Source organism: Arthrobacter sp. BF1, assembly GCF_056680215.1.
In genome coordinates this window covers 174,631-197,167 of the sequence record NZ_CM155271.1, presented here as the reverse complement: position 1 = coordinate 197,167, position 22,537 = coordinate 174,631, and the positions used below count along the sequence as shown (strand labels likewise).

Annotated in this window: 18 protein-coding genes; 16 read left to right on the top strand and 2 right to left on the bottom strand. The window is 66.3% G+C overall.

Annotated elements, in window-relative coordinates; translation table 11 throughout:
• Positions 1-5 precede the first annotated feature (5 nt).
• Genes AC1MCD_RS00900 through AC1MCD_RS00890 form a run of 3 tightly spaced genes read left to right on the top strand, consistent with a single transcriptional unit; the run spans position 6 to position 3,099 of the window.
• Entirely contained in the window at positions 6-878 is an 873-nt protein-coding gene (locus AC1MCD_RS00900) for a fumarylacetoacetate hydrolase family protein (protein ID WP_498674997.1), read from the top strand.
• Positions 875-1,783 carry an alpha/beta fold hydrolase gene (locus tag AC1MCD_RS00895; protein WP_498674996.1) on the top strand — a complete coding sequence of 303 codons (909 nt, stop codon included), beginning with the start codon at positions 875-877 and terminating at the stop codon, positions 1,781-1,783. The genes AC1MCD_RS00900 and AC1MCD_RS00895 overlap by 4 nt, the downstream gene beginning before the upstream one ends.
• Before the next feature lie 44 nt (positions 1,784-1,827).
• Positions 1,828-3,099, top strand: a complete 1,272-nt coding sequence (locus AC1MCD_RS00890; protein WP_498674994.1) for a metal-dependent hydrolase family protein — start codon at positions 1,828-1,830, stop codon at positions 3,097-3,099.
• A 139-nt stretch (positions 3,100-3,238) separates the two neighbouring features.
• Here the strand turns inward: AC1MCD_RS00890 and AC1MCD_RS00885 are convergent, their stop codons facing one another.
• Entirely contained in the window at positions 3,239-4,177 is a 939-nt protein-coding gene (locus AC1MCD_RS00885) for a carbohydrate kinase family protein (RefSeq protein WP_498674992.1), read from the bottom strand.
• A 66-nt stretch (positions 4,178-4,243) separates the two neighbouring features.
• Here AC1MCD_RS00885 and AC1MCD_RS00880 point away from each other — a divergent pair, with 66 nt between their 5' ends.
• The 10 genes from AC1MCD_RS00880 (at position 4,244) to AC1MCD_RS00835 (ending at position 16,714) form a co-directional block, all read left to right on the top strand.
• On the top strand, positions 4,244-5,938 hold the full coding sequence (locus AC1MCD_RS00880; RefSeq protein WP_498674990.1) for a sialidase family protein: 1,695 nt from the start codon (positions 4,244-4,246) through the stop codon (positions 5,936-5,938).
• Between the two features lie 186 nt (positions 5,939-6,124).
• Complete coding sequence (locus tag AC1MCD_RS00875) at positions 6,125-7,747, top strand: ABC transporter substrate-binding protein (RefSeq protein ID WP_498674988.1); 1,623 nt, start codon at positions 6,125-6,127, stop codon at positions 7,745-7,747.
• A 160-nt stretch (positions 7,748-7,907) separates the two neighbouring features.
• Positions 7,908-8,813 carry an ABC transporter permease gene (locus tag AC1MCD_RS00870; RefSeq protein WP_498678455.1) on the top strand — a complete coding sequence of 302 codons (906 nt, stop codon included), beginning with the start codon at positions 7,908-7,910 and terminating at the stop codon, positions 8,811-8,813.
• Positions 8,814-8,816: 3 nt separating this feature from the next.
• Positions 8,817-10,955, top strand: a complete 2,139-nt coding sequence (locus tag AC1MCD_RS00865; protein WP_498674986.1) for a dipeptide/oligopeptide/nickel ABC transporter permease/ATP-binding protein — start codon at positions 8,817-8,819, stop codon at positions 10,953-10,955.
• The gene (locus AC1MCD_RS00860; protein ID WP_498674984.1) at positions 10,952-11,758 is read left to right on the top strand and encodes an ATP-binding cassette domain-containing protein; all 807 of its coding nucleotides are present in this window, start codon (positions 10,952-10,954) and stop codon (positions 11,756-11,758) included. Before AC1MCD_RS00865 ends, AC1MCD_RS00860 begins: the two co-directional genes overlap by 4 nt.
• A gap of 47 nt (positions 11,759-11,805) precedes the next feature.
• The gene (locus tag AC1MCD_RS00855) at positions 11,806-12,735 is read left to right on the top strand and encodes a dihydrodipicolinate synthase family protein (RefSeq protein ID WP_498674982.1); all 930 of its coding nucleotides are present in this window, start codon (positions 11,806-11,808) and stop codon (positions 12,733-12,735) included.
• A 145-nt stretch (positions 12,736-12,880) separates the two neighbouring features.
• Positions 12,881-13,825 carry an ROK family protein gene (locus AC1MCD_RS00850; RefSeq protein WP_498674980.1) on the top strand — a complete coding sequence of 315 codons (945 nt, stop codon included), beginning with the start codon at positions 12,881-12,883 and terminating at the stop codon, positions 13,823-13,825.
• 57 nt (positions 13,826-13,882) lie between these two features.
• Positions 13,883-14,566: an N-acetylmannosamine-6-phosphate 2-epimerase gene (locus AC1MCD_RS00845; RefSeq protein WP_498674978.1), complete on the top strand. Its 684-nt coding sequence runs from the start codon at positions 13,883-13,885 to the stop codon at positions 14,564-14,566.
• Positions 14,567-14,691: 125 nt separating this feature from the next.
• On the top strand, positions 14,692-15,846 hold the full coding sequence (gene nagA, locus AC1MCD_RS00840; RefSeq protein ID WP_498678454.1) for an N-acetylglucosamine-6-phosphate deacetylase: 1,155 nt from the start codon (positions 14,692-14,694) through the stop codon (positions 15,844-15,846).
• A 139-nt stretch (positions 15,847-15,985) separates the two neighbouring features.
• The gene (locus tag AC1MCD_RS00835) at positions 15,986-16,714 is read left to right on the top strand and encodes an IclR family transcriptional regulator (protein ID WP_498674976.1); all 729 of its coding nucleotides are present in this window, start codon (positions 15,986-15,988) and stop codon (positions 16,712-16,714) included.
• Here AC1MCD_RS00835 and AC1MCD_RS00830 read toward each other — a convergent pair.
• Positions 16,695-18,629: an FAD-binding monooxygenase gene (locus AC1MCD_RS00830; RefSeq protein ID WP_498674974.1), complete on the bottom strand. Its 1,935-nt coding sequence runs from the start codon at positions 18,627-18,629 to the stop codon at positions 16,695-16,697. The genes AC1MCD_RS00835 and AC1MCD_RS00830 overlap by 20 nt on opposite strands.
• A 277-nt stretch (positions 18,630-18,906) precedes the next feature.
• Between AC1MCD_RS00830 and AC1MCD_RS00825 the strand changes: the two genes are divergently transcribed.
• The 3 genes from AC1MCD_RS00825 to AC1MCD_RS00815 all read left to right on the top strand — a co-directional run bounded on the left by AC1MCD_RS00825 (position 18,907) and on the right by AC1MCD_RS00815 (position 22,512).
• Positions 18,907-20,142 carry a CaiB/BaiF CoA transferase family protein gene (locus AC1MCD_RS00825; RefSeq protein WP_498674972.1) on the top strand — a complete coding sequence of 412 codons (1,236 nt, stop codon included), beginning with the start codon at positions 18,907-18,909 and terminating at the stop codon, positions 20,140-20,142.
• Entirely contained in the window at positions 20,143-21,018 is an 876-nt protein-coding gene (locus AC1MCD_RS00820) for a hydroxymethylglutaryl-CoA lyase (protein WP_498674970.1), read from the top strand. It begins immediately after the preceding gene.
• A gap of 114 nt (positions 21,019-21,132) precedes the next feature.
• Positions 21,133-22,512: a 2-hydroxycarboxylate transporter family protein gene (locus AC1MCD_RS00815; RefSeq protein WP_498674969.1), complete on the top strand. Its 1,380-nt coding sequence runs from the start codon at positions 21,133-21,135 to the stop codon at positions 22,510-22,512.
• Positions 22,513-22,537: the final 25 nt, after the last annotated feature.

The following is a 22,537-nucleotide window of genomic DNA, read 5'->3' as shown; positions in this document are numbered from 1 at the left end:
TCACTTTGAAGCTCATCACTTTCCGCCACCAGGGCGCCCAGCAGACCGGCGTCCTCAACGAGGACGCCTCGACCGTGACCGCCGTCCCCGGCGCGCAGGACCTGCTCTCACTCATCGACAACTGGGACGGGGCCGCGGCGCAGCTCGCCGCCGCCACCGGTCCGGCCATCAACATCGCTGACGTTGAACTGCTCGCCCCGATCCCGCTCCCCCGCCGCAACATCTTCTGTGTGGGACGCAATTACGTCGAGCACGCCAAGGAATTCGCGAGCTCCGGGTACGACGCCACAGCCAGCGCGACCGCGCAGCCGGAATACCCGGTCGTGTTCACGAAGGCACCCTCCACTGTCATCGGCACCGGCGCGGACATCGACCCGCACACCGGCGTTACCAACGAACTCGACTACGAAGCCGAACTCGGAGTCATCATCGGCAAGGGCGGCCGCGGCATCAGCCAAGCCGATGCACTGGACCACGTCTGGGGCTACACGATCATCAACGACGTCACAGCCCGGGACCTGCAGAAGGACCACAAGCAGTGGTTCCTCGGCAAGAGCCTGGACACCCACGCACCCATGGGTCCGTGGGCTGTCACCCGCGACGAGGTCGGCGACGGGCCGCTGGACCTGCTCTGCACCGTCAACGGCGAAACCCGGCAAAAGGCCACCACCGCCGACCTGATCTTCGACATCCCCACCATCATCGAAACCATCAGCGCCGGCATCACGCTCCAACCCGGTGACATCATTGCCACCGGCACCCCCGTCGGCGTGGGCATCGGCTTCACCCCGCCGCGGTTCCTGACCACCGGAGACGTCATCGAAATCAGCATCAGCAAGCTCGGTACCCTGCGCAACCGGATCGGAGAAGGACGATGAGCACCACCACCCTCGCCCCCGGCCTGACAGCAGTCGGCACGAAACAGCTCTTCGTCGAAACCACGGGCGCCGGACCCGACGTCGTTCTGGTCCACGGCCTGGGCGGCACCACCAGCTTCTTCGAGCCCCTTGTCGCCTCGCTGGCCGAGCGGTTCCGGGTCACCCGGTATGACTTCAGCGGACACGGACGCTCACCCCGGGCCGGGGAACTGACCCTGGAATCCCTGACCGCCGAGCTAGCTCTGGTCATCGAATCCCAGACAGCCTCCGGACGGGCGCACCTTGTGGGCCACTCGATGGGGACCCTCATCGTCCAGCAGCTGGCTTCGACCCGCCCGGACCTGGTCCAGGAAGTCGTCCTGCTCGGCCCGGTCCGCGAACAGGCCCAGGCCGCAAAGGACGCCACCCGGGCACGCGCCGCCCTCGTGCGGGACAAAGGCATGGCCGCCGTGGCCGACACGGTCGCCAACGGCGCAACCGCCGACCACGCAGCAATCGGGAACCCGCTCGTTCGGCCCTTCGTCCGCGAGCTGCTCCTCGGCCAGGACCCGGAAGCGTACGCCCAGGCCTGCGAAGCCCTCGCAAACGCCACCAACCCGGACCTGACCGCCATCCAGGCCAAGGTCCTGCTCCTGACCGGCAGCGAAGACAAAGTCAGCACACCGGCCTCCAACGAGGACATGGCCACAGAGCTCGGTGCCGCCGAACTCCTGGTCGCGCCCGGTACCGGCCACTGGACCGTACCCGAGGCGCCGGACTTCGTCACCGCCGCCGTCCTCGACTTCCTCACCGGCGCCACGCTCACGCCGGTAACGAAGAAGACCTGTGCATGCACCAAGGCCAGCCCGGGCTGTCAGTCCCGCCGCCAGCAGACCATCACCATGCAGATCCGCAAAGCCCCTTAACCACCGCTCCACTTTCTCCATCTCAAGATAAGGACAACGAAGTCATGTCGAAAACCCTCTTCACCAACGTCAACATCCTCGACAGCACCGGAGCCCAGCCCTTCCTGGGCGAAGTGCTGGTCGCCGATGAGCGCATCACCGATGTCCGCGCCGGTTCCGGAAACCTGCCCCGCGAGGGCGTCAAGGTCATCGACGGCCGCGGACAGACCCTGATGTCGGGCCTGTGCGACGCACACACCCACTTCACCTGGAACGACGGCGACCTCAACGGCCTGGAAACCATGCAGGTCGAAGAGCACCTGCTCCACACCGTTCAGTCCGCCAAAACCTACATCGACTACGGCTACACCATGTGCTTCGGTGCCGCCAGTGCCAAGAAGCGCCTCGACGTCGTGGTCCGCAACGCCATCAACGCCGGCGACATCCCCGGCCCCCGCTACCTGGCCAACGGCCAGGAAATCGCCACCACCGCCGGCGACCTCGTCCCCGGCATCACCCAGATCGCGGACGGCGTCGAGGAAATGCGCAAGGTGGTCCGCGAAACCATCGGCCTGGGCGTGGACCAGATCAAACTCAGCATCTCCGGCGAGGAAATCACCGGCTCCAAAGCAGCGACCGACACCTACATCACCGAAGAAGAACTCCAGGTCGCCGTGGACGAGGCCCATCGCCGCCACGTCCGCGTCTGCACCCACGCCCGCAGCCGCGACTCCGTCATCATCTCCCTGAAAACAGGCGTGGACATGATCTACCACGCCTCCTACATCGACGACGAAGGCATGGACATGCTCGAAGCCGCCAAGGACCGCGTCTTCGTCGCACCCGCCATCAACTGGATCGTCGCCACACTCAACGACGCCGCCGCCTTCGGCTACTCCCACGAAGCCGCCGAAAAAGCCGGCTACGCCCGCGAACTCGAAATCGCCTGCAAAGCCATCCAGGAAATGCGCCGCCGCGGCATCCGCGTCCTGCCCGGCGGAGACTACGGCTTCGCCTGGACACCCCGCGGCACCTACGCCCGCGACCTGGACCACTTCGTCAAGCTCTTCGGCTACACCGAAATGGAAGCCATCATCGCCGCCACCGCCCTCGGCGGAGAACTCTTCGAAAAGCCCAACGAACTCGGCAAGGTCCTGCCCGGCTTCTACGCCGACCTGATCCTGGTCGACGGCAAGCCGCTCGAAGACATCACCATCCTCCAGGACATCACCAAAATCACCGCAGTCATGAAAAACGGCGAATTCCACCGCGAACCCGCCGAACACAGCCCGGCCACCCCGGAAACCGCACCCGACCTCGCACTGACCCACCTCTAACCGGCGCCGCTACGGTCCCGGCCTCACTGGTTGGGACCGTAGGCGGTCATACCGGTAAAGCGGAACGCAGTGCGGCTCGCCCTCGGGAGTGCCTGTTGTTGCATGCACTGCCAACACCTGTCTGGCGGCATATCCCGGCCTACTCCTCCGGGACCGCGTTCAGTTCCGCCCGGGTGGGCGGGTTTGCTCCGGGCCGGGAGACGGTGATGGCGGCCGCGCGTGAGGCGTGGGCCAGGAGCTCAGCAAGGCCCTCGGCCGAGAGCCCGCGGAGGTCCTCCCGGTTCTGGGCGCCGTCCAGGCCGCGGTCCACAATCCCGGAGAGCAGGGCAGCCATAAAGGAATCCCCAGCGCCCACGGTGTCCGCCACCACCACTTCCGGTGCCGGACATTCCACCTCGCCGGCGGCTGTCATCCCCCATGGACCGTCCGCGCCGCGGGTGACCACCACCATCGCCGGCCCTTCCTCACCGCCCGGAGCCAGCCAGCGCCGGGCTGATTCCAGCACATCGACGCCCGGATACAGCCACGCCAGGTCCTCGTCGGAAGCCTTCACAACATCCGCCAGGGAGGCAAACTTTTCCGCCTGCCGCCGTGCGTAGTCCACGTCGGTGATGATGCTCGGCCGGCAGTTGGGATCGAAGCTGATGGTGGCGGAGGGGTGTGCGTGTTCGACGGCGGCCAGCACGTCTGCGGCGCCCGGCGCCAGCATCGTGGCGATGGAACCGGTGTGCAGCAAAGTGGTGCCCTGCAGCATAAACGCGAGCCGGTCCGCGAGGCCGGGGAGCTCCCAAGCGAGATCGAAGGTATAGGTAGCGGCGCCGTCGTCGTCAATCACTGCGGTGGCCACGCTAGTAGGCAGCTCATCCGGCCCCTGCGGCAGCATGACGGAGCTCGCGCGCAGGTGGGCGGCAACGGAGTCCCCGTAGGCGTCGCGGCCGTAGCGCCCTATGAACTGCACGGGATGGTCCAGTCGGGCCAGGCCCACCGCGACGTTCAGGGGGCTGCCGCCCACGTGGGCCTCGGTTCCGGAGGCGCGCTGGACAACGTCAACAAGGCCCTCGCCAATTACAGTGAGCATGCTCATACTCTGCCAGAGAAGCGGCCCCGGCACGCAGGTTTATTGCCCATCGCCTACCATGGAGATATGACATCCCACGTCTTGCCGATGACGACCGCCGTGCCCGACGTCGAGCACGTCCTCGCGGTCCGGGGTGCCGGCGGGTACCGCCAATACAGGATTCCCGCCCTAGCTGTATCGCGGCAGGGGACCCTGCTGGCGGCTTACGACGGGCGGCCCAATCTTGACGACCTGCCCAATCCGATTGACCTCCTGGTCCGGCGCAGCACGGACAACGGCCGGACGTGGGGATCCCAGCAGGTGGTGCGCACCGGCGTCGGGCTCAACGGCTACGGCGATCCGAGCCTCCTGGTGGACGCGGACACCGGCCGGATATTCATGTTCCACGCCGCCGGAACGCACGCAGGCTTCTTCGAAGCGGTGGCCGGGATGGCGCCGGGTGACCAGGTCCAGCACTGCGATCTGAGTTTTTCCGACGACGACGGACTGACCTGGCAGCACCGCCGGATCACCGCCGAGCTCAAACTCCGCTCGCCAACACGCACCGCCGAACCCGCCATCACGGGAATTTTCGCCGCCGCCGGCCAGGGCATCCAGATCCACACCGGGCCCTTCCGCGGCCGGCTGGTGCAGCAGTATGTTGTCCTGGCCGGCGGCGAGATCATGGCCGCGTCCGCGTTCAGCGATGACCACGGCGAGAGCTGGACGCTCGGGGAACCGATCGCCGCGGGCACCCACGGCTTCAGCCCTAACGAAAACAAGGTGGCCGCCCTCGCAGCCGGCCGGCTTCTCCTCCACAGCCGCGGAACGCCGCGCCGCCTTGCCGCAACGTCAGACGACGGCGGCGCCACCTGGAGCGCGCTGGTTCCGGTTGAAGACCTCCCGGACCCGGGCGACAACGGGTCGCTGGTCCGCTTCGATGGCCTGCCTTCGGTGACTTCCTTCCCCGGGGGCGCCACCGACTCGTGGCTGCTGGCGACCAACAACCACGACACTGCTTTGCGGCGGAACACCGTCCTCAGCCTCTCCCCCGACAATGGACGCAGCTGGCCGGCCAAGCTGGTGCTGTGTCCCGGCAGCTCCGCCTACTCCACGGCCACCCGGCTTCCCGACGGCAACATCGGCGTGCTGTATGAGCGGCAGGGGTACCGGGAGATCGTGTTTGCTTCCGTGCCCGCGGGGCAGCTCATCGAACAGCTAACCGCCGGGCCCTCTGACTACGGCGAAGCACCCGGCCCCGACGGTGCCGCGGGCCTGGTGTTCGACATGGTGCTCCGCTCCATCACCCCCGGCCGCCCGCCCGTCTGGCAGAATGCCGGAGAGTTCCATGTGATGCCCGCCGGTGCAGGCGAATGGGGTGTGCACACCTGGAAGGAAATCGGCCAGGGCTACACGGCTGACGCTGCGCAGGTGATCGGCACCCGGGAAGCGCAGGACCTGAATTACGGCCCCATCGTTCCCGGCTACAAGGCCGGGGATATCCTCGCCTTCACCGGCCGGGCGCGCAACGACGGGGATTTGCCGGTGACCGGCGTCCGGTTATCCGGGCCGGGCTCGGAGGCCTTCCCGGCCGCCGACCTCGGCCCCGGTGAGGAAGTCCTCTACTTCACTCCCGCCTACACCGTCACCGAGGCGGACGTGGCAAGCGGCTGCGCGGAAGTCGCGTTCGAAGTGACCGCCGGGTGCGGCACCACAGCCGTGCGCCGCCGTCGTGCGTTCAGTTTTGACACCCGCACCGGCGGCGTCAGCGCGCCCGAGTGAGAGAGCGTTGCGCCCCAACCCGCGTTAAGTGAGAGAGCGTCCGGGAAAAGCCCACATCAAGTGAGAGAGCGTCGGCGGGGGAACGGGGGGAGCGGCGCTTGACGGGAGGCTGTGATCCGACTTACAGTCATCCTACGAGCTCGGACGTCCTACATCCGATAAACCTTCTGGAATGGCGAGGCTTTTATGAACAACATCACCAAGAATCTGCCGCTGGTCAACGACGCCAGCCGCCGAAACTTCCTCAAGCTGACCGGTGCCATGGGCGCTGCCGCAGCATTCACCGCCTCCGTCGCCGCCTGCGGTAGCCCGGCGGCCACCACCACCGGCAGCTCCGCGAGCGCCGGGGCCGTGAACAAGGACCTCACCATCGAAGCGGGCATCTCCTACGCCCTCTCCACCGGCTTCGACCCGCTGAGCTCCTCCGGCGCCACCCCGATGGCCGCCAACCTGCACATCTTCGAAGGCCTGATCGAACTGCACCCGGCCACCCGCGAACCGTACAACGCCCTCGCCGCAGCGGACCCCAAGAAGGTCAACGACACCACCTACCAGGTCACCATCCGCGACGGCGCCAAGTTCCACAACGGGTCCCCCGTCACCACCGAGGACGTGGCCTTCTCCTTCACCCGCGTCATGGACCCGGCCAACAAGTCCTTGTTCTCGCAGTTCATTCCGTTCATCCAGGACGTGAAGCCCGTCGATGCCAGGACGGTCGAGTTCACCCTGAAGTACGCGTTCCCCGGCTTCGGCCCCCGCATCTCCGTGGTCAAGGTCGTCCCCAAGGCCTTGGCCACGGACCTCAAGGCGTTCGACGCCGCACCGGTCGGCACCGGCCCCTACAAGCTGATCTCCGCCGTCAAGGACGACAAGATCGTCTTCGAGGCCTTCGCCGACTACAACGGCCCCAAGCCGGCACTGGCCAAGGGCATGACCTGGCTCCTGCTCTCGGACGCCGCAGCCCGCGTCACTGCCGTCCAGTCCGGCCGCGTCCAGGCCATCGAGGACGTCCCCTACCTGGACATCGACGGACTCAAGTCCAAGGTCAAGGTTGAATCAGTGCAGTCCTTCGGACTGATGTTCCTGATGTTCAACTGCAACAAGGCCCCGTTCAACAACAAGCTGGTCCGCCAGGCCCTGCACTTCGGCCTGGACAAGGACGCCATCATCAAGAAGGCCCTGTTTGGCAACGCCAAGGCCGCCACCTCCTACTTCCAGGAAGGCCACCCGGACTACGTCAAGGCCAAGAATGTCTACGGCTACGACGCCAAGAAGGCTGAAGACCTGCTCAAGGAAGCCGGCGTCACCAGCCTCGAGTTCGAGCTGCTCACCACGGACACGGCCTGGGTCAAGGACGTTGCACCGCTGATCCTCGAGTCCTGGAACAAGATCCCGGGCGTGAAGGTCTCCGTCAAGAGCATCCAGTCCGGCGCCCTGTACACGGACCGTGTGGGCGCCGGCGACTACTCCGTGGTTGCCGCCCCCGGCGACCCGTCAGTCTTCGGCAACGACGCGGACCTGCTCCTGAGCTGGTTCTACTCGGGCGCCACCTGGATGGAAAAGCGTGCCTACTGGACCGCGCCGGAACGCGCCAAGGTGCAGGAACTCATGAACAAGGGTTCGCAGGCAGCCGCAGCAGACGCCAAGAAGATCACCGGCGAAATTGTGGACCTCGTCTCCGAGGAACTCCCCCTCTACCCGATCTTCCACCGCCAGCTGCCCTCCGCCTGGGACGACAAGAAGCTCAACGGCTTCAAGCCGCTGCCCACCACCGGCATGTCGTTCATCGACGTCGGACGCACTTCCTAACAAGGGCGTGCGTTGCGAGGCCCGCTCTGCGCCCCTCATCCCCTGGAGCACGCAGAGCGGGCCTCGCACCATTTTGAACTGCAGCACCCCAAACAAACCGGAGAATAAATTGGTCACGATATTGCGTCTGCTCGGCCGCAGACTCGCAGCACTGCCATTGATGATCCTGGGCATCACCCTGCTCGTCTTCCTTGTCCTGCAGGCCGCTCCCGGTGACCAGGCCAGCTCCGCCCTCGGCGACGGTGCGTCCGAAGAGGCGAAGGAGCAGTACCGCCAGGAAAACGGCCTGAACGATCCGCTGGTCCTGCAGTACTTCAGCTTCCTCGGCAAGCTGCTGCGGTTCGACCTCGGCGTCACCACCCCGCCGGCCAAGTCGGTGGCCTCCATGATCGGTTCCGCGTTCCCCCTGACGCTGCAGCTGACCTTCCTGGGCGTCCTCATCGCCATCGTGGTGTCCCTGGCGTTCGGCATCCTGGGCGCCCTCTACCGCGACAAGTGGCAGGACCAGCTGGTCCGCGTCTTCTCGATCGCCGCGATCGCCACGCCGTCGTTCTGGCTGGGCATCCTGCTGATCCAGTGGTTCGCCCTCGGCGCCACCCCGCTGTTCCCCTCGGGCGGCATCGCGACGCCGGAATCCGGCTTTGGCGGCTGGCTGAACTCCATGGCCCTCCCCGCCCTCGCGCTCGGCATCCCCGTGTCCGCCTCGCTGATCCGCGTGGTCCGTACCTCCATGGTGGAGGAACTGGACCGCGACTACGTCCGCACCGCCATCGGCAACGGTGTCCCCTACCGCGAGGTGGTGTCCAAGAACGTCCTGCGCAACGCCCTGGTGACCCCGGTGACCGTGCTGGGACTGCGGGTGGGCTACCTGCTCGGCGGCGCCGTCGTGATTGAAATGATCTTCGCCCTGCCCGGCATGGGCCAGCTGATCCTCAACGGCATCACCAACCTGGACGTCAACCTGGTCCAGGGCGTGGTGCTCACCATCTCCGTCACCTTCGTTCTGGTGAACATTGTGGTGGACCTCCTGTACTTGCTCATCAACCCCCGAATCAGGACGGTATAGCTCATGCGCAGCAAGCTAGCTGAACGGCTGAGTGCCCCGGGCATCCGTTTCAAGGCCCTCCCGTGGGGCTCCCGCATCGCCCTCCTCTTCCTCATCATGATTGTGCTCGCCGCCGTCTTCGCGCCGGTCATTGCCCCGCACGATCCGCTGGAGACCTTCATTCCGGCCACCCCGCCCGGCGCCGAGCACTTCTTCGGCACCGACCGCCTGGGCCGCGACATCTTCTCCCGCATCCTCTTCGGCGCGCAGTCCTCGCTGATGATCGGCCTCGGCGCCGTTGCCCTGGCGATCCTGGTGGGGTCCCTCCTGGGTTCCTTCGCGGCGACATCCAGCAAGGCCGTGAACGAACTGATCATGCGCCTCATGGACATCCTGATGGCGTTCCCGGGCATCGCCCTGGCCGCAGTGCTGCTGGCCGCGTTCGGCAACACGGTCCCCACCATCATCATCGCGATCGCCATCATCTACACCCCGCAACTGGCCCGCGTGGTCCGCGCCAACGTACTCTCCCAGTACGGCGAAGACTACGTCCGTGCCGAGCGCGTGATCGGTGCCGGCCGCTTCTACATCCTGCTCAAGCACATCGTCCGCAACACCGCCGCCCCCGTGCTGGTGTTCGCCACGGTGATGGTGGCCGACGCCATCATCCTCGAAGCCTCGCTGTCCTTCCTCGGCGCCGGCGTCCAGGACCCCGCACCCTCGTGGGGCAACGTGATCTCCTACGGCCGCAACCTGGTCCTGTCCGGCGGCTGGTGGGCCACCACCTTCGCCGGCCTGACCATCCTGCTCACCGTGCTATCCCTGAACATCCTGGCCGAGGGCCTCACCGACGCCATGGTGAACCCGAAGCTACGCAAGGCAGTTGTTGTTAAGGACGACGACGGCGCGTCGGCTGTTGTTGCCGGCGCTGCGGTGGGTGCCCCCGCCGTCGATACTGAAGTGGCCACCTCCGTGGCGCAGCCATCAGTGGTGGAGGCGCACGAGCTCGACGGCGTCCGCGCCGCCTATGGTGATGTCCTCACCGAGGAGCACTACAACGAGGCTGCCATCCTCTCCGATGCGAAGCTGGCCGCAGCCAACCCGCACCTGCTGCTGGACAGGGAACTGGAACTGCTCGCTGCCATCGAGGCCCGGCGCACGGACCGCCTCCCCCAGGTCCCGGCGGATGCCCGCAACGTCCTTGAGGTCAGGAACCTGTCCATCCGCTTCCCCGGCCGCTTCGGCGACACCGCGATTGTGGACAACGTCTCCTTCACTGTCCGCGAAGGCGAAACCATGGGCCTGGTGGGCGAATCCGGCTGCGGCAAGTCCATCACGTCCCTCGCGGTCATGGGCCTGCTCCCCAAGACCGCCGTGGTCACCGGGTCCATCAAGTTCGACGGCAAGGAACTGCTGGATCCGGCCACCAAGCACAGCAGCGTCAAGGCTTACGAAGGCCTGCGCGGCGAGCAGATCGCCATGGTCTACCAGGACGCCCTGAGCTCCCTGAACCCGTCCATGAAGATCAAGGACCAGATGACGCAGCTGACCAGGCGCGGCGGCCGCAAGACCCCCGCGGAGCTGCTGGAACTGGTCAAGCTCGATCCCGTCCGGACGCTCGCCAGCTACCCGCACGAGCTCTCCGGCGGGCAGCGCCAGCGTGTGCTGATCGCCATGGCCCTGTCCCGTTCGCCAAAGATCGTGGTGGCCGATGAGCCCACCACCGCCCTGGACGTCACTGTCCAGAAGCAGGTGGTGGATCTGCTCAACGAACTGCGCGAGCAGCTCGGCTTCGCCATGGTGTTCGTCAGCCACGATCTCGCCCTGGTGGCGTCCCTGGCCCACCGCATCACGGTCATGTACGCCGGCCAGGTGGTGGAATCCGCGCAGGCTTCGGAGCTGCTGCAGAACCCCAAGCACGAATATACCCGCGGCCTGCTCGGCGCTGTCCTCTCCATCGAGGCCGACGCCGTCCGCCTGCACCAGATCCCCGGCACCGTCCCGTCCCCGCGCGACTTCGCCCCGGGTGACCGCTTCGCCGCACGTTCGCTGCGGTCCGACGCCGACCCCAACCAGCAGCTGGTCCTGACCTCGGTTTCCTCCGCCGGAGGCGAGGCTGCAGACCACTTCTGGGCGAGCCACCTCAAGGAGGACGCAAAGTGACTGAATCCACCGGCAAGCCGGTCATCGAGCTCAAGGACGTGAAGGTCTACCACCATGCACGTGGCGGCGGGCTGTTCCGGCCGAACATCGTCAAAGCGGTCGACGGCGTCGACTTCACCATCAGCCGAGGCGAAACCGTGGGCATCGTGGGTGAGTCCGGCTGCGGCAAGTCCACGCTCGCGTCAGTGCTTGTGGGACTGCAGACGCCGACGTCGGGCGAGGTCCTGTTCCACGGCAAGCCCGCCATCAAGCGGAACGCCGCGATGCGCAAGGAATTCGGCCGCTCCGTGTCCGTGGTCTTCCAGGACCCGGCCACAGCCCTGAACCCGCGCATGACGGTCCAGGACATCCTCACGGACCCGCTGCAGATCCACGGCATCGGCACCGCAGCAACGCGCGCGGCCAAGGTCAAGGAACTGCTGGCCCTGGTGGGCCTGCCGCAGTCCGCGGCCGAGGTCACGCCGTCGCAGGTTTCCGGCGGCCAGCGCCAGCGTGTGGCGATCGCCCGCGCCCTGGCGCTGGACCCGGACATCATCGTGGCGGACGAGCCGACGTCGGCCCTGGACGTTTCCGTCCGCGCCCAGGTGCTGAACCTGCTGTCCGACCTGAAGACCCAGCTGAACCTCGGCATGGTGTTCATCTCGCACGACATCCAGACCGTCCGCTACGTCTCCGACCGCATCTGCGTGATGTACTTCGGCAAAATCGTCGAACAGGGCACCGCTGCACAGGTTTTCGACAGCCCCACCAATGACTACACCAAGAAGCTGCTGGGCGCCGCGCCGAGCCTGCTCCACATCTAGATTCCCCCAGTAAGTTTTCGTCTAACCATCAATATTTGGAGAACACTGTGACAACTGTCGCTTCCCGCTTCCAGGGCGTCATCCCGCCCGTCGTAACCCCCCGCACCGTCGACGGCGCCATCGACGTACCGTCGCTGGAAAACGTCACCAGGCACCTGCTCGACGGCGGCGTCAGCGGCCTGTTTGTGCTGGGTTCCTCCGGCGAGGTCACCCATATGACCAACACCGAGCGCGACCTCGTTGTACAGACCGTGGCAGGCGTGAACGCCGGCCAGGTGCCCGTGATTGTGGGCGCTGTAGAGCAGACCACCAACCGCGTCATCGAAGAAGCCAAGCGCGTCATCGCGCTGGGTGCCGACTCGATCGTGGCCACCAGCCTGTACTACGCCATCTCCAACGCCCAGGAGAACAACACGCACTTCCGCTCCATCGCCGCCGCAGTGGACGTCCCCGTCTTCGCCTACGACGTCCCGGTGCGCACCCACTTCAAGCTGCCCACGGACCTGCTGGTCGAGCTGGGCCGCGACGGCGTCATCGCCGGCGTGAAGGACTCCTCCGGCGACGACGTCTCCTTCCGCCAGCTGCTCATTGCGGCCAAGGACATTCCCAACTTCGACATCTTCACCGGCCACGAGGTGGTAGTGGACGGTGCCCTCCTGGGCGGCGCCCAGGGTGTTGTTCCGGGCCTCGGCAACGTTGACCCGGCCGGCTACCGCCGCCTCTACGACGCAGCCGTTGCCGGCGACTGGGCCAAGGCCGCCGCCGAGCAGGACCGCCTGGCCGATGTCTTCGAAATCGTCTACACCCCCAGGGCAGGCCGCATGTCCGGCAACGCCGCGGGCCTGGGCGCCTTCAAGACCGCCCTGCAGCTCATGGGCGTCATCAAGACCAACGTCATGAGTGCACCGATGCTCTCCCTGGACGAGGACGAGACCAAGGCAATCAGGGTCATCCTCGAACGCAACGGGCTGGTCTAGTGTTCGCGGCCGGCGACTGACATTTTCCGGCTGCTGCGCTCGTTCCTCACGCAACAACGCAGCCTACAAAAATGCCACTCGTCGTCCGCCTGCATAACCACCCCGGTAATCGAGATTGGCCTAATCCCTTGTTAGGAAGACTGTGATGTACGCGATCGGTGTTGACCTTGGCGGTACTAAGACTGCTGCCGGGGTTGTTTCCGGGGATGGGGCGGTCTTGTTTTCGGAGACTGTTCCTACGCTGAACCGGGATGGTGGGGACGCCATTTTGGATGCTACTGCAGCCCTGGTTTCTTCGCTCATTTCGAAGGCTCAAGCAGAGGGCCTGGATGTTGTGGGGGTTGGCGTTGGTTCTGCCGGGGTGATTGATGCCGGGCGCGGGGTGGTGGTTTCGGCTACAGATGCCATTCTCGGGTGGGCCGGCACGGAGCTGACCGCTGGATTGGCGGCGCGCGTCGGTTTGGGTCCAGAGGCGGTGCGAGCGGTGAACGATGTCCATGCGCATGCTCTCGGCGAGTCGTGGACCGGTGCCGCTGCCGGCACGGCCAGCTCCCTGTTGGTGGCCTTTGGCACCGGCGTCGGGGGCAGTTTTGTGCTCGGCGGGCAGCCGGTCCTCGGGCACCGCTACGTCGGCGGGCACGTGGGGCACTTTGCCTCGCCGTATGCGTTTCATGAGGGTGCGGCTGTTCCCTGCGTCTGCGGTGGAGCCGGGCACGTTGAGGCCATCGCCTCCGGGCCGGCCATCCGCGAGTCGTACCTGCGCCTGGGCGGTGAGGAACCGGCGGCGGACGCCCGGGCGGTCTTTGCCCACGCCGGGGCCAGCGATCCGGTCGCCATCAAAGCCGTGGGCATAGGCGCGGGAGCGGCCGGGCAGGCCGTGGGCGGGCTCGCCAACATCCTGGACCCTGAGGTGGTGGTGGTTTCGGGCGGCCTCTCCGACGCCGGCGCGCCTTGGTGGCGCCCCATGGAACGTGCCCTCCGCGCCGAGCTCCTGCCCGCTTTGGCCGGGCTTCCTGTTCTCCCGGCTAAACTCGGCAACGCGGCCGCCATGGTGGGTGCCGCGCGCCTGGTCCTCGCTTCCCCGTCCTGACACCATCGTCCTAAGCACCTCGACTAACCGCCCGCCAAACTTCCAGAGGAACCGATAGTGATCCTGACCCCCGAAGCCCTTGAAGCCCTCCGCGGGCAACTGATCGTCTCCTGCCAGGCGTACCCGGGCGAGCCCATGCGCGATCCCCGCACCACGGCGCAGTTTGCCGCCTCGGCTGTGATCGGCGGTGGCGCCGCTGTCCGTGTGCAGGGTCTGGCCGATGTGCAGTTCACCCGTGCAGCTGTGGAGGTTCCGGTGATCGGGCTCTGGAAGGACGGGCACGACGGCGTCTTCATCACTCCCACGCTCCGCCACGCTCTGGCGGTGGCCAACGCAGGCGCGCACGTCGTGGCAATCGACGGCACCCGCCGCCAGCGTCCCGACGGACTGACCCTTGCCGAGACGGTTGCAGGCATCCACGCCGAATCCCACGCGCTGGTGATGGCCGACTGCGGTTCCTTCGACGACGCCGCAGCCGCCGTCGAAGCCGGGGCTGACCTGATCGGCACCACCCTGTCCGGCTACACCGGCGAGCGCCCCAAAACGGACGGCCCGGACCTGGAGCTGCTGGCACGGATCGCCGCGGCCGGCTTCGGCGTGCCCCTCATCGCCGAAGGCCGTCTCCACACCCCGGCGCAGGCCCGGCAGTCGCTCGACGCCGGCGCGTTCGCCGTTGTGGTTGGCACAGCCATCACACACCCTGCCACGATCACCGGCTGGTTTGCCGAGGCGCTGAAGTGACCACACCGCCGGAACGAGAACGGCCGGAACGAACACTTCCGGAACAGACACCGCCGGTCCAGAAACAGCAGCGTCCCGCCGGCTCCGGAAGTTATCTCCTGGCAGGCACCGTCCTGACGGACGGAATGTCCATGGACAACGCCGTCGTGGCCGTCGCTGATGGCCGCATCGTATACGTGGGCCCCCGCGCAGGCATGGACGCATCGATGCCGGACCATGAAGAACTGGAGTTGCCGCCGGGCAGCATGATCCTGCCCGGCCTCATTGACCTCCACTGCCACGGCGCAGCGGGCGGCGACTTCCCCACCGGCAGCAGCGAACCGGCCCGCACCGCCGCCGAATTCCTGCACCGCACCGGCACCACCACGCTGCTCGCAAGCCTGGTGACTGCTTCCCGCGCGGACCTGCTGCGGGGCCTGGAAACACTGCGGCAGCTGGCCGACGAAGGTCTCATAGCGGGTATCCACTCCGAGGGCCCGTTCCTGTCGCACGCCCGCTGCGGCGCCCAGGACCCGCGGTTCCTGCTTGAGCCGGACCTCCACTTCCTCGGTGAGATGATCGACGCCGCCGGCGGTCACCTGCGCACCATGACCTACGCGCCCGAACTCCCCGGTGCCGACGCACTGGTGCGGATGCTCGCCGAAAACGGTGTGACGCCGTCGCTGGGCCACACAGATGCGGACGCGCACACGACGGCGGACTCCCTCACCATCGCAGCGGAACTGCTGCATACATCCGGGCGGGGACCGGCGTCGCGCCCCACCATCACGCACCTCTTCAACGGCATGCCGCCGCTGCACCACCGCAGCCCCGGCCCCGTGGCCGCGTGCCTTCGCCTGGCCGGCGCCGGCAGAGTGGCGGTGGAACTCATCGCCGACGGCGTGCACCTGGACCCCGAAACCGTGCGGATGGTGTTCGAACTGGTCGGCCCGGAAAACGTGATCCTCGTGACCGATTCAATGGCCGCCACCGGGCTGCCCGACGGCCACTACGAGCTCGGTCCGGCAACTGTTTCCGTGAGCGCTGCCGTGGCACGGCTCAGCGACGGCACCCTCGCCGGCGGGACAGCAACGCTGTTGGACGTGGTGCGCCGGACCATTGAGGCCGGGGTGGAACCCGCCGCCGCGGTCCTGTCCGCGACGGCCGTGCCGGCAACGATCATCGGCAGGCAACAGGACATCGGGAGCCTCCGCGCCGGGATGCGTGCCGACGTTGTGGTGGTGGACGGCAGCTTTGAGCGCCTCCTGGTCATGCGCGCGGGACAATTGCTGGATGCCTAAGGCCACTGGGCGAACACCCATTCGATAATCGCACCCCTTGTTCTAATATGGGACTGCCCCTCCCCGCGCGTTGTTGCATGGGACATATCAACCGCCTGGTCACAGGCGGGATGACCGGGCAGACGCGAGGGGAATGGGAATGGCGAATGCAGCACAGCCGGGCGAGAAGGCGGCACCCGCCCATTCTCAGACGCTTTCCCGCGGCATCAGGATGCTGGAGATCCTGAGCGAGGAAACTGCGGCGCTCAGCATCGCAGAAATTTCGGAGCGGATGGGGGTGCACCGCTCAATTGCCTACAGAATCCTTCGCACCCTTGAAGACCACGGACTCGTTGCCAGGGATAGTGCCGGCGGCATCGTCCTGGGCACCGGATTGGCCACGCTGGCCCGCGGCGTGGCCCGCGACCTCCAAACGGCGGCGCTGCCGGAGCTGACATCCCTTGCCAATGAACTCGGCACCACCGCCTTCCTGGTGGTACTGGACCGCGGGGACTGCACCACGCTGGCCAGCGTGGAACCGCGGCACAGCCGCGCCGCGGTGGTCCAGCGGCCCGGCACCCGCCACTCGCTGCACGTGGGGGCGCCGGGCCTGGCCATCCAGGCGGTCGTGGACGACTCGCAGTGGGAGGCGATTTCTCCGGATCAGCCACGGCGCCCGGAAGTGGCTTCGGTTCGCGAGTCGGGATTTGCCGTCAGCCACCACGAAGTCCTGCCGGGGGTGACGTCTGTGGCCGTCCCGCTCAGTCTCACGCAGGGGCTGCAGCCGTCCGCCATCGCGGTGGTTTACCCCAGCGCCCTGCTCCCTGCCGAGCAGGTTGGAAGCTCAGTGAAGGAAGCCGCCCGGCGGATCAGCGAGCAGCTCCGCTGACCAAGGATGCCTGCACGCGAGTGCCCCTGAGGGGAGCGAAGAACGCCGCGAGTTCAGAAGTCGCCGTCAGCGGCAGGACGTTTGCCACGTACTGGTCCGGCCGCACCACCACCACCACGCCCTCACGGCTCAGGCCCCGCAGCTCGAAAATATCGGCTGCGGGATCGGTGGCGTACACCTTCTCGTAATCGGTGAGCTTGAACGGTCCGACCTGCGGTTTGAACACGGCCGGAACCGCCCCGAAGTCCAGGCCGGCGTGGTCCTGCTGGTAGATCACCTTAAGGTCGAACCAGGCGTCAGTATCAGCGTCCGACGGCGTTGCGGCCAGCGGTGATTCCGGCGAGTTCGCGATCCACTCGGCGAACTGGTCCGTGACCGATCCTGCCGACTGGTTCCCTCCTGACGGAAGTGCCTGGTCCGCGAAAACGTAAATGCGCCAGCGGCCGTCCGCCGTGGCGTGGTGGCCAAGGTGGACCGGGTTGGTGTCCCCCACCCGCACAACAGGGGCTGACTTGAACCGCTTTCCCACCGGGAAGCCCGTGGCCAGGTTTTGGTGGTCGGCGGGTGCCACCAGCAGGGACGGCGCATATTCGGTCATGAACCCGGCCGGGAACTCGGCTGTGCTGACGTAGAAGTTTTCAAGTTCTGTGGGGTCCGCAAATTCCTCGGGCTTCTTCGCCATCATGGTGGACCACTCTTTGTCGAAGTCGATGAGGTTCTTGGCCACCACCTGACGCTCGTCCGAGTAGGTGGAGAGCAGGGCTTCCGGGCTGCGGCCCTCGAGTACGTGTCCCAGCTTCCACGCGATGTTGAAGCCATCCTGCATAGAGACGTTCATGCCCTGGCCGGCTTTTGCGCTGTGCGTGTGGCAGGCGTCCCCGGTAATGAACACCCGCGGGGTCCGCGTGCCGCGATCCTCCGGAAGGACGTCGTCGAACCGGTCCGTGAGGCGGTGTCCCACCTCGTACACGCTGTGCCAGGCGACGTTCCGCACGTCCAGGGTGTAGGGGTGAAGGATCTCGTTGGCCTTGGCGATGATCTCTTCGATGGTGGTGTTGCGAACGGCACCGTTGTCGTCCGGGTCCACTTCGCCCAGGTCAACGTACATCCGGAAGAGGTGGCCGCCTTCGCGCGGGATATGGAGGATACTGCCGCCCGAGCCGGACTGGATGGCGCACTTAGTGCGAATGTCCGGGAAGTCTGTCACGGCGAGGACATCCATCACGCCCCACGCGTGATTGGCGGCGTCTCCGGCCAGGGTGCAGCCGATCGAATCCCGCACTTTGCTGCGGGCGCCATCGGCGCCGACGACGTACTTTGCCCGGACGATGCGCTGTTGTCCCTCGAGGGGGCCGGACGTATGGAGCAGCGCGACGGTGACGGGGTACTCCCCCTCGCTGGCGACCTCGAGGCCTTGGAATTCAAAGCCGTAGTCGGGCTTCATGCGGGTGGGTGAATTGGCCATGAACTCAGCGAAGTAGTCCAGCACGCGGGCCTGGTTCACGATGAGGTGCGGAAATTCGCTGATCCCGGCGGGATCGTCCGGCGTGCGTGCTGCCCTAACGATGCGCGAGGGGTCAGCGGCGTCAGGCTTCCAGAATGCCATTTCCGTAATGGCATACGCCTCGGCGATGATCCGCTCGGCGAAGCCGAAAGCCTGGAAGGTCTCTACGCTCCGGGCTTGGATACCGTCGGCCTGGCCGATGGCGAGCCGTCCCGGGCGGCGCTCCACCATTCTGGTGGTGACGTTCGGAAACTGGGACAGCTGCGCGGCGGCGAGCATCCCGGCAGGCCCGGAACCGACGATCAGCACGTCAACCTCGTCCGGGAGCTCATCGTGGCGGTCGATGCCAACCCCTGCAGCGGGCTGGACCCGCGGGTCTCCGGATACATAACCGTGGTGGTGGAACTGCATGGGGCGTTTCCTCACTTCATTGTGGGCTTATTAATTACCAAGCGGTGTTCTATATGAGAATTTATATTTCTATATTAGAAAGCAGGGGCTTGGTCCAAGACTGTACGGCATGTGTGACGCTGCATACAAGTGACCGGCGCGGGGGCGTGAATTACAAAAGTGACGGACCTGACCCTGTTGCGCACGTCACACGGCGGTGCTACTGTCTATCCGCCCAATGACAAGCATCTCCCACTAGATGGGAAGTCTTGCACTCGAAGACGCAGGCAGGAATCTCATGACGCAGGAACTTCAACTGGAGGGCAATTCCCTCCCCCTTCAAGGCATCCGTGTGCTGGAACTCGGCAGCTTCATCGCCGCCCCGTTTGCAGCGCGCCTCTTTGGCGACTTCGGTGCCGAGGTCATCAAAATCGAAAAGCCGCAAGGAGGCGACGAGCTGCGGGACTGGCGCAAGACCCGCGGCACCACCTCCATGCTGTTCCGCACCATCGGCCGCAACAAGAAGTCGGTGGCGCTGGACCTCCGCTCCGACGCCGGGCGCGAAGCGGTCAAGAAGATCGCCGCACAGTGCGACGTGGTGATTGAAAACTTCCGGCCGGGAACCCTGGAGAAGTGGGGGCTGGGCCCGGACGTGCTGCAGGAACTCAACCCGGACGTGGTCATGGTGCGCATCTCCGGCTACGGGCAGACCGGCCCGTACAAGAACCGTGCCGGCTTTGGCAGTTCCGCGGAATCCTTCGCCGGGCTGCGCTACATCACGGGTGAACCTGACCGTCCTGCCGGCCGCGCTGCTGCCAGCATGGGCGACACTGTCGCCGGCCTCTACGGGGTCATTGGCGCACTGATGCTGATGCTGCAGAAAGCCCGCGGGCTGCCGGCGGGCCCGTCGCAGGTGGTCGATGTGGCGCTCTACGAAGGCGTCTTCAGCCTGCTCGAATCCCTGGTCCCGGACTACGACGCGTACGGCATGGTCCGCAAGCGCACCGGCGGTGCCCTGCCCGGCGTTGTGCCCACCGGCTCGTATCTTTGCGGGGACGACCTTGAGGTGGTCATCGGCGGAAACTCCAACTCGGTGTTCGTGCGGCTCATGCGCGCCATTGGCCGGGACGACCTTGCCGAGGACCAGACCCTGCTCGCCACCGAGGCGCGCGGCGCCCGGGAGGAGGAGCTCAACGGCGCCATTTCCGCCTGGACGGGAAGCATGCCGCTCACCGAGGTCCTGGACAAGCTGGACGATGCCGGCGTACCGGCCGGCCCCGTCTATGACGCACCCAGCATCGCAGTGGACAAGCACTACCTGGCACGGGACATGATCCAGACCCATGAGGTGGTCATCGAAAACGAGCCCGAGCTGATCCGCTTCCCGGGCGTTGTACCCAAAATCCCCGGTCATGAAGGCCGGGTCAAATGGGTGGGCCCCGAGCTGGGCCAGCACACGGCGGAGGTACTCCAGGAGCTCGCCGGCATGACCGCGGACGAGGTCGCCGGGCTCGGACTGCAGGAGGTGCGGTAGATGAAAGTGGAAATCACTGACGTCTTCCTGCGCGACGGGCTGCAGGACGAACCGGTCATCGCGTCCACAGCACACAAGCTTGAAATTGCGGAGGCCCTGGTCGCGGCCGGGCTTAGGCGCATTGAAGCGGCGTCCTTCGTGAATCCAAAGCGCGTGCCGCAGATGGCCGACGCAGCCGAAGTCATTTCCTCGCTCCCGGCGGCCCCCGGGGTCACGTATACGAGCCTGGCACTGAACGGAAAAGGTATTGAACGGGCCGTGGACGCCGGGGCCACCGACATTCAGGTGGTCACGTCCGCAAGCCAGGCCCACAGCAACGCGAACGCCGGTCAGGCCGTCGAGGATGCCCTCGCCAGCCTCGCCTCGACGGTGTCGAAGTACCCGGAGACGCGGTTTTTCGCCGGCATCTCCACCGCCTTCACGTGCCCGTTCGAAGGGAGCATCGACCCCGGCTACCTGCTGCGCGTAGTCCGCGCCTTCAAGGACATGGGCATCACGGACATCGGGCTTGCTGACACCCTGGGTACCACGCCAACGGAGCAGGTAATGGCAAGCATGCACCACGTGCGCAGCGCCGAACCGGACCTTGTGTACTACCTTCACCTGCACAACGCCCACGGCCAGGCCCTGGCAACCGCCAGCGCCGCCGTGGACACCGGCATCATCCGTTTCGACGCCGCCCTTGGCGGATTCGGCGGCTGCCCGTTCGCGCCAGGCGCGCACGGCAACATCGCCACCGAAGAGCTCGTCCGGCACCTGCATCACACCGGGCACGAAACCGGCATCGACGAGAGCCGCCTTGCCGAGGCCGTCCGGCTGGCCCGGGACATTGTGGCGCACTCCCCCGCAGCCGGCCTGCTGGACCCTGCCCGCTAAAGGCTCTCCCCCAAAAAAAGAAGCACATCAAACAATTCCTACACAGTTTCGGAGACGATGATGTCTACAAGTCCACGCACCACGGAATCCTCAACCCAACCAACGGATCCAGCCATGAACGAGACCTTCCCCGGCCCCGCCGGCGGAATCGAGCATCCGGTGACCCGCACCGCAGGACCGCGGCCCGGGACGCACTACCCCGGCCGGCTGGGCTTCCGCATCGCCAGCGTCCCCGCTCCCCTCTACCTCGTCCTCGCCGGCCTGGTAGTCATCGCTGCCCTCACGGGCAACCTTCCGGACACCATGGTGGTGGGCTTTGCCACCACCATCCTGTTGGGCGGGCTGTTTATCTGGATCGGCAACCTGTTCCCGGTTGTCCGCGACTTCGGCCTCCCCACCATCCTGTGCACCTTCGTCCCGGCCACCCTGGTGTTCCTGGGCGTGATGCCCGAAAACATGGTCACTGTGGTCAAGAACTTCGTTGACGGCCACGGTTTCCTGGACTTCTTTGTGGTGGGCATCATTGCCGGCTCCATCCTCGGCATGCCCCGGGCACTGCTGCTGAAGGCAGGCCCGCGCTTCGCGGTCCCGGTCATCGGCTGCCTCATCGCCACGTTTGTCCTGGTGGGGCTGCTCGCCTCGCTGACCGGATTCGGCTTCATTGAGGGGATCCTCTTTATCGCCGCCCCCATAATGGCCGGCGGCCTGGGCGTCGGCGCCCTTCCCATGTCCAAGATGTACGCCTCGGCCACCGGCGGCGATTCCGCAGCCTTCATGGGCGACCTTATGTCCGCCGTCGTGATGGCCAACGTGGTGTGCATCCTCATCGCCGGCATCTACAACGGGCTCGGCAAGCGCAAGAAGCAACTCTTCGTCGGCTTCAACGGTCATGGCCAGCTGCTGCGGATCAGCGGCCGCTCCGACGAGCTCACCCTCCCGCCCAAGCGCGACACTTCCTCGTTCATCGCCCTCGGCAAGGGCCTGCTCATTGCCGGCAGCCTGTTCATTTTCGGCAACCTGGTGGCCGCCTTCATTCCCGGCCTTCACCCCTACGCCTGGACCATCCTCGCCGCGGCCGCCGTGAAAATCTTCAAGCTGCTCCCGCAGGACGTGGAAGACTCCACGGCCGACTGGGGCGACCTGATCGGCGCCATCCTGGTGCCCGCCCTGCTGGTCGGCGTCAGCATCACCTACATCGACATGACCCAGGTCTTCGCCGCGCTCAGCAACCCGCTGTTCATCCTGCTCACCGTCTGCACCGTGGTGATTGCCACCCTGTCCTCGGGCGTCCTGGGCTGGCTGGTGAAGTTCAACTTCGTTGAGGCCTCCATCACGCCGGGCCTGGTCATGGCGGACACCGGCGGCAGCGGTGACGTGTCCGTCCTGAGCGCCGCGAACCGCATGCACCTGATGCCCTTCGCGGCGCTGACCAACCGCCTCGGCGGTGCGCTGGTCCTCTTCGTCACATCGCTGATCGTCCCGTTCCTCGCCTAGCGGCCTTCGCACCCAGCAACGTCTT

What these genes read in the sequence shown, in the direction of transcription:
- AC1MCD_RS00895 (WP_498674996.1), top strand. Translation starts at nt 875, where the DNA reads ATGAGCACCACCACCCTCGCCCCCGGCCTGACAGCAGTCGGCACGAAA.
- AC1MCD_RS00890 (WP_498674994.1), top strand. Translation starts at nt 1,828, where the DNA reads ATGTCGAAAACCCTCTTCACCAACGTCAACATCCTCGACAGCACCGGA.
- AC1MCD_RS00885 (WP_498674992.1), bottom strand. Translation starts at nt 4,177, where the DNA reads ATGCTCACTGTAATTGGCGAGGGCCTTGTTGACGTTGTCCAGCGCGCC.
- AC1MCD_RS00880 (WP_498674990.1), top strand. Translation starts at nt 4,244, where the DNA reads ATGACATCCCACGTCTTGCCGATGACGACCGCCGTGCCCGACGTCGAG.
- AC1MCD_RS00875 (WP_498674988.1), top strand. Translation starts at nt 6,125, where the DNA reads ATGAACAACATCACCAAGAATCTGCCGCTGGTCAACGACGCCAGCCGC.
- AC1MCD_RS00870 (WP_498678455.1), top strand. Translation starts at nt 7,908, where the DNA reads ATGATCCTGGGCATCACCCTGCTCGTCTTCCTTGTCCTGCAGGCCGCT.
- AC1MCD_RS00865 (WP_498674986.1), top strand. Translation starts at nt 8,817, where the DNA reads ATGCGCAGCAAGCTAGCTGAACGGCTGAGTGCCCCGGGCATCCGTTTC.
- AC1MCD_RS00850 (WP_498674980.1), top strand. Translation starts at nt 12,881, where the DNA reads ATGTACGCGATCGGTGTTGACCTTGGCGGTACTAAGACTGCTGCCGGG.
- nagA (WP_498678454.1), top strand. Translation starts at nt 14,692, where the DNA reads ATGTCCATGGACAACGCCGTCGTGGCCGTCGCTGATGGCCGCATCGTA.
- AC1MCD_RS00835 (WP_498674976.1), top strand. Translation starts at nt 15,986, where the DNA reads ATGGCGAATGCAGCACAGCCGGGCGAGAAGGCGGCACCCGCCCATTCT.
- AC1MCD_RS00830 (WP_498674974.1), bottom strand. Translation starts at nt 18,629, where the DNA reads ATGCAGTTCCACCACCACGGTTATGTATCCGGAGACCCGCGGGTCCAG.
- AC1MCD_RS00825 (WP_498674972.1), top strand. Translation starts at nt 18,907, where the DNA reads ATGACGCAGGAACTTCAACTGGAGGGCAATTCCCTCCCCCTTCAAGGC.
- AC1MCD_RS00820 (WP_498674970.1), top strand. Translation starts at nt 20,143, where the DNA reads ATGAAAGTGGAAATCACTGACGTCTTCCTGCGCGACGGGCTGCAGGAC.
- AC1MCD_RS00815 (WP_498674969.1), top strand. Translation starts at nt 21,133, where the DNA reads ATGAACGAGACCTTCCCCGGCCCCGCCGGCGGAATCGAGCATCCGGTG.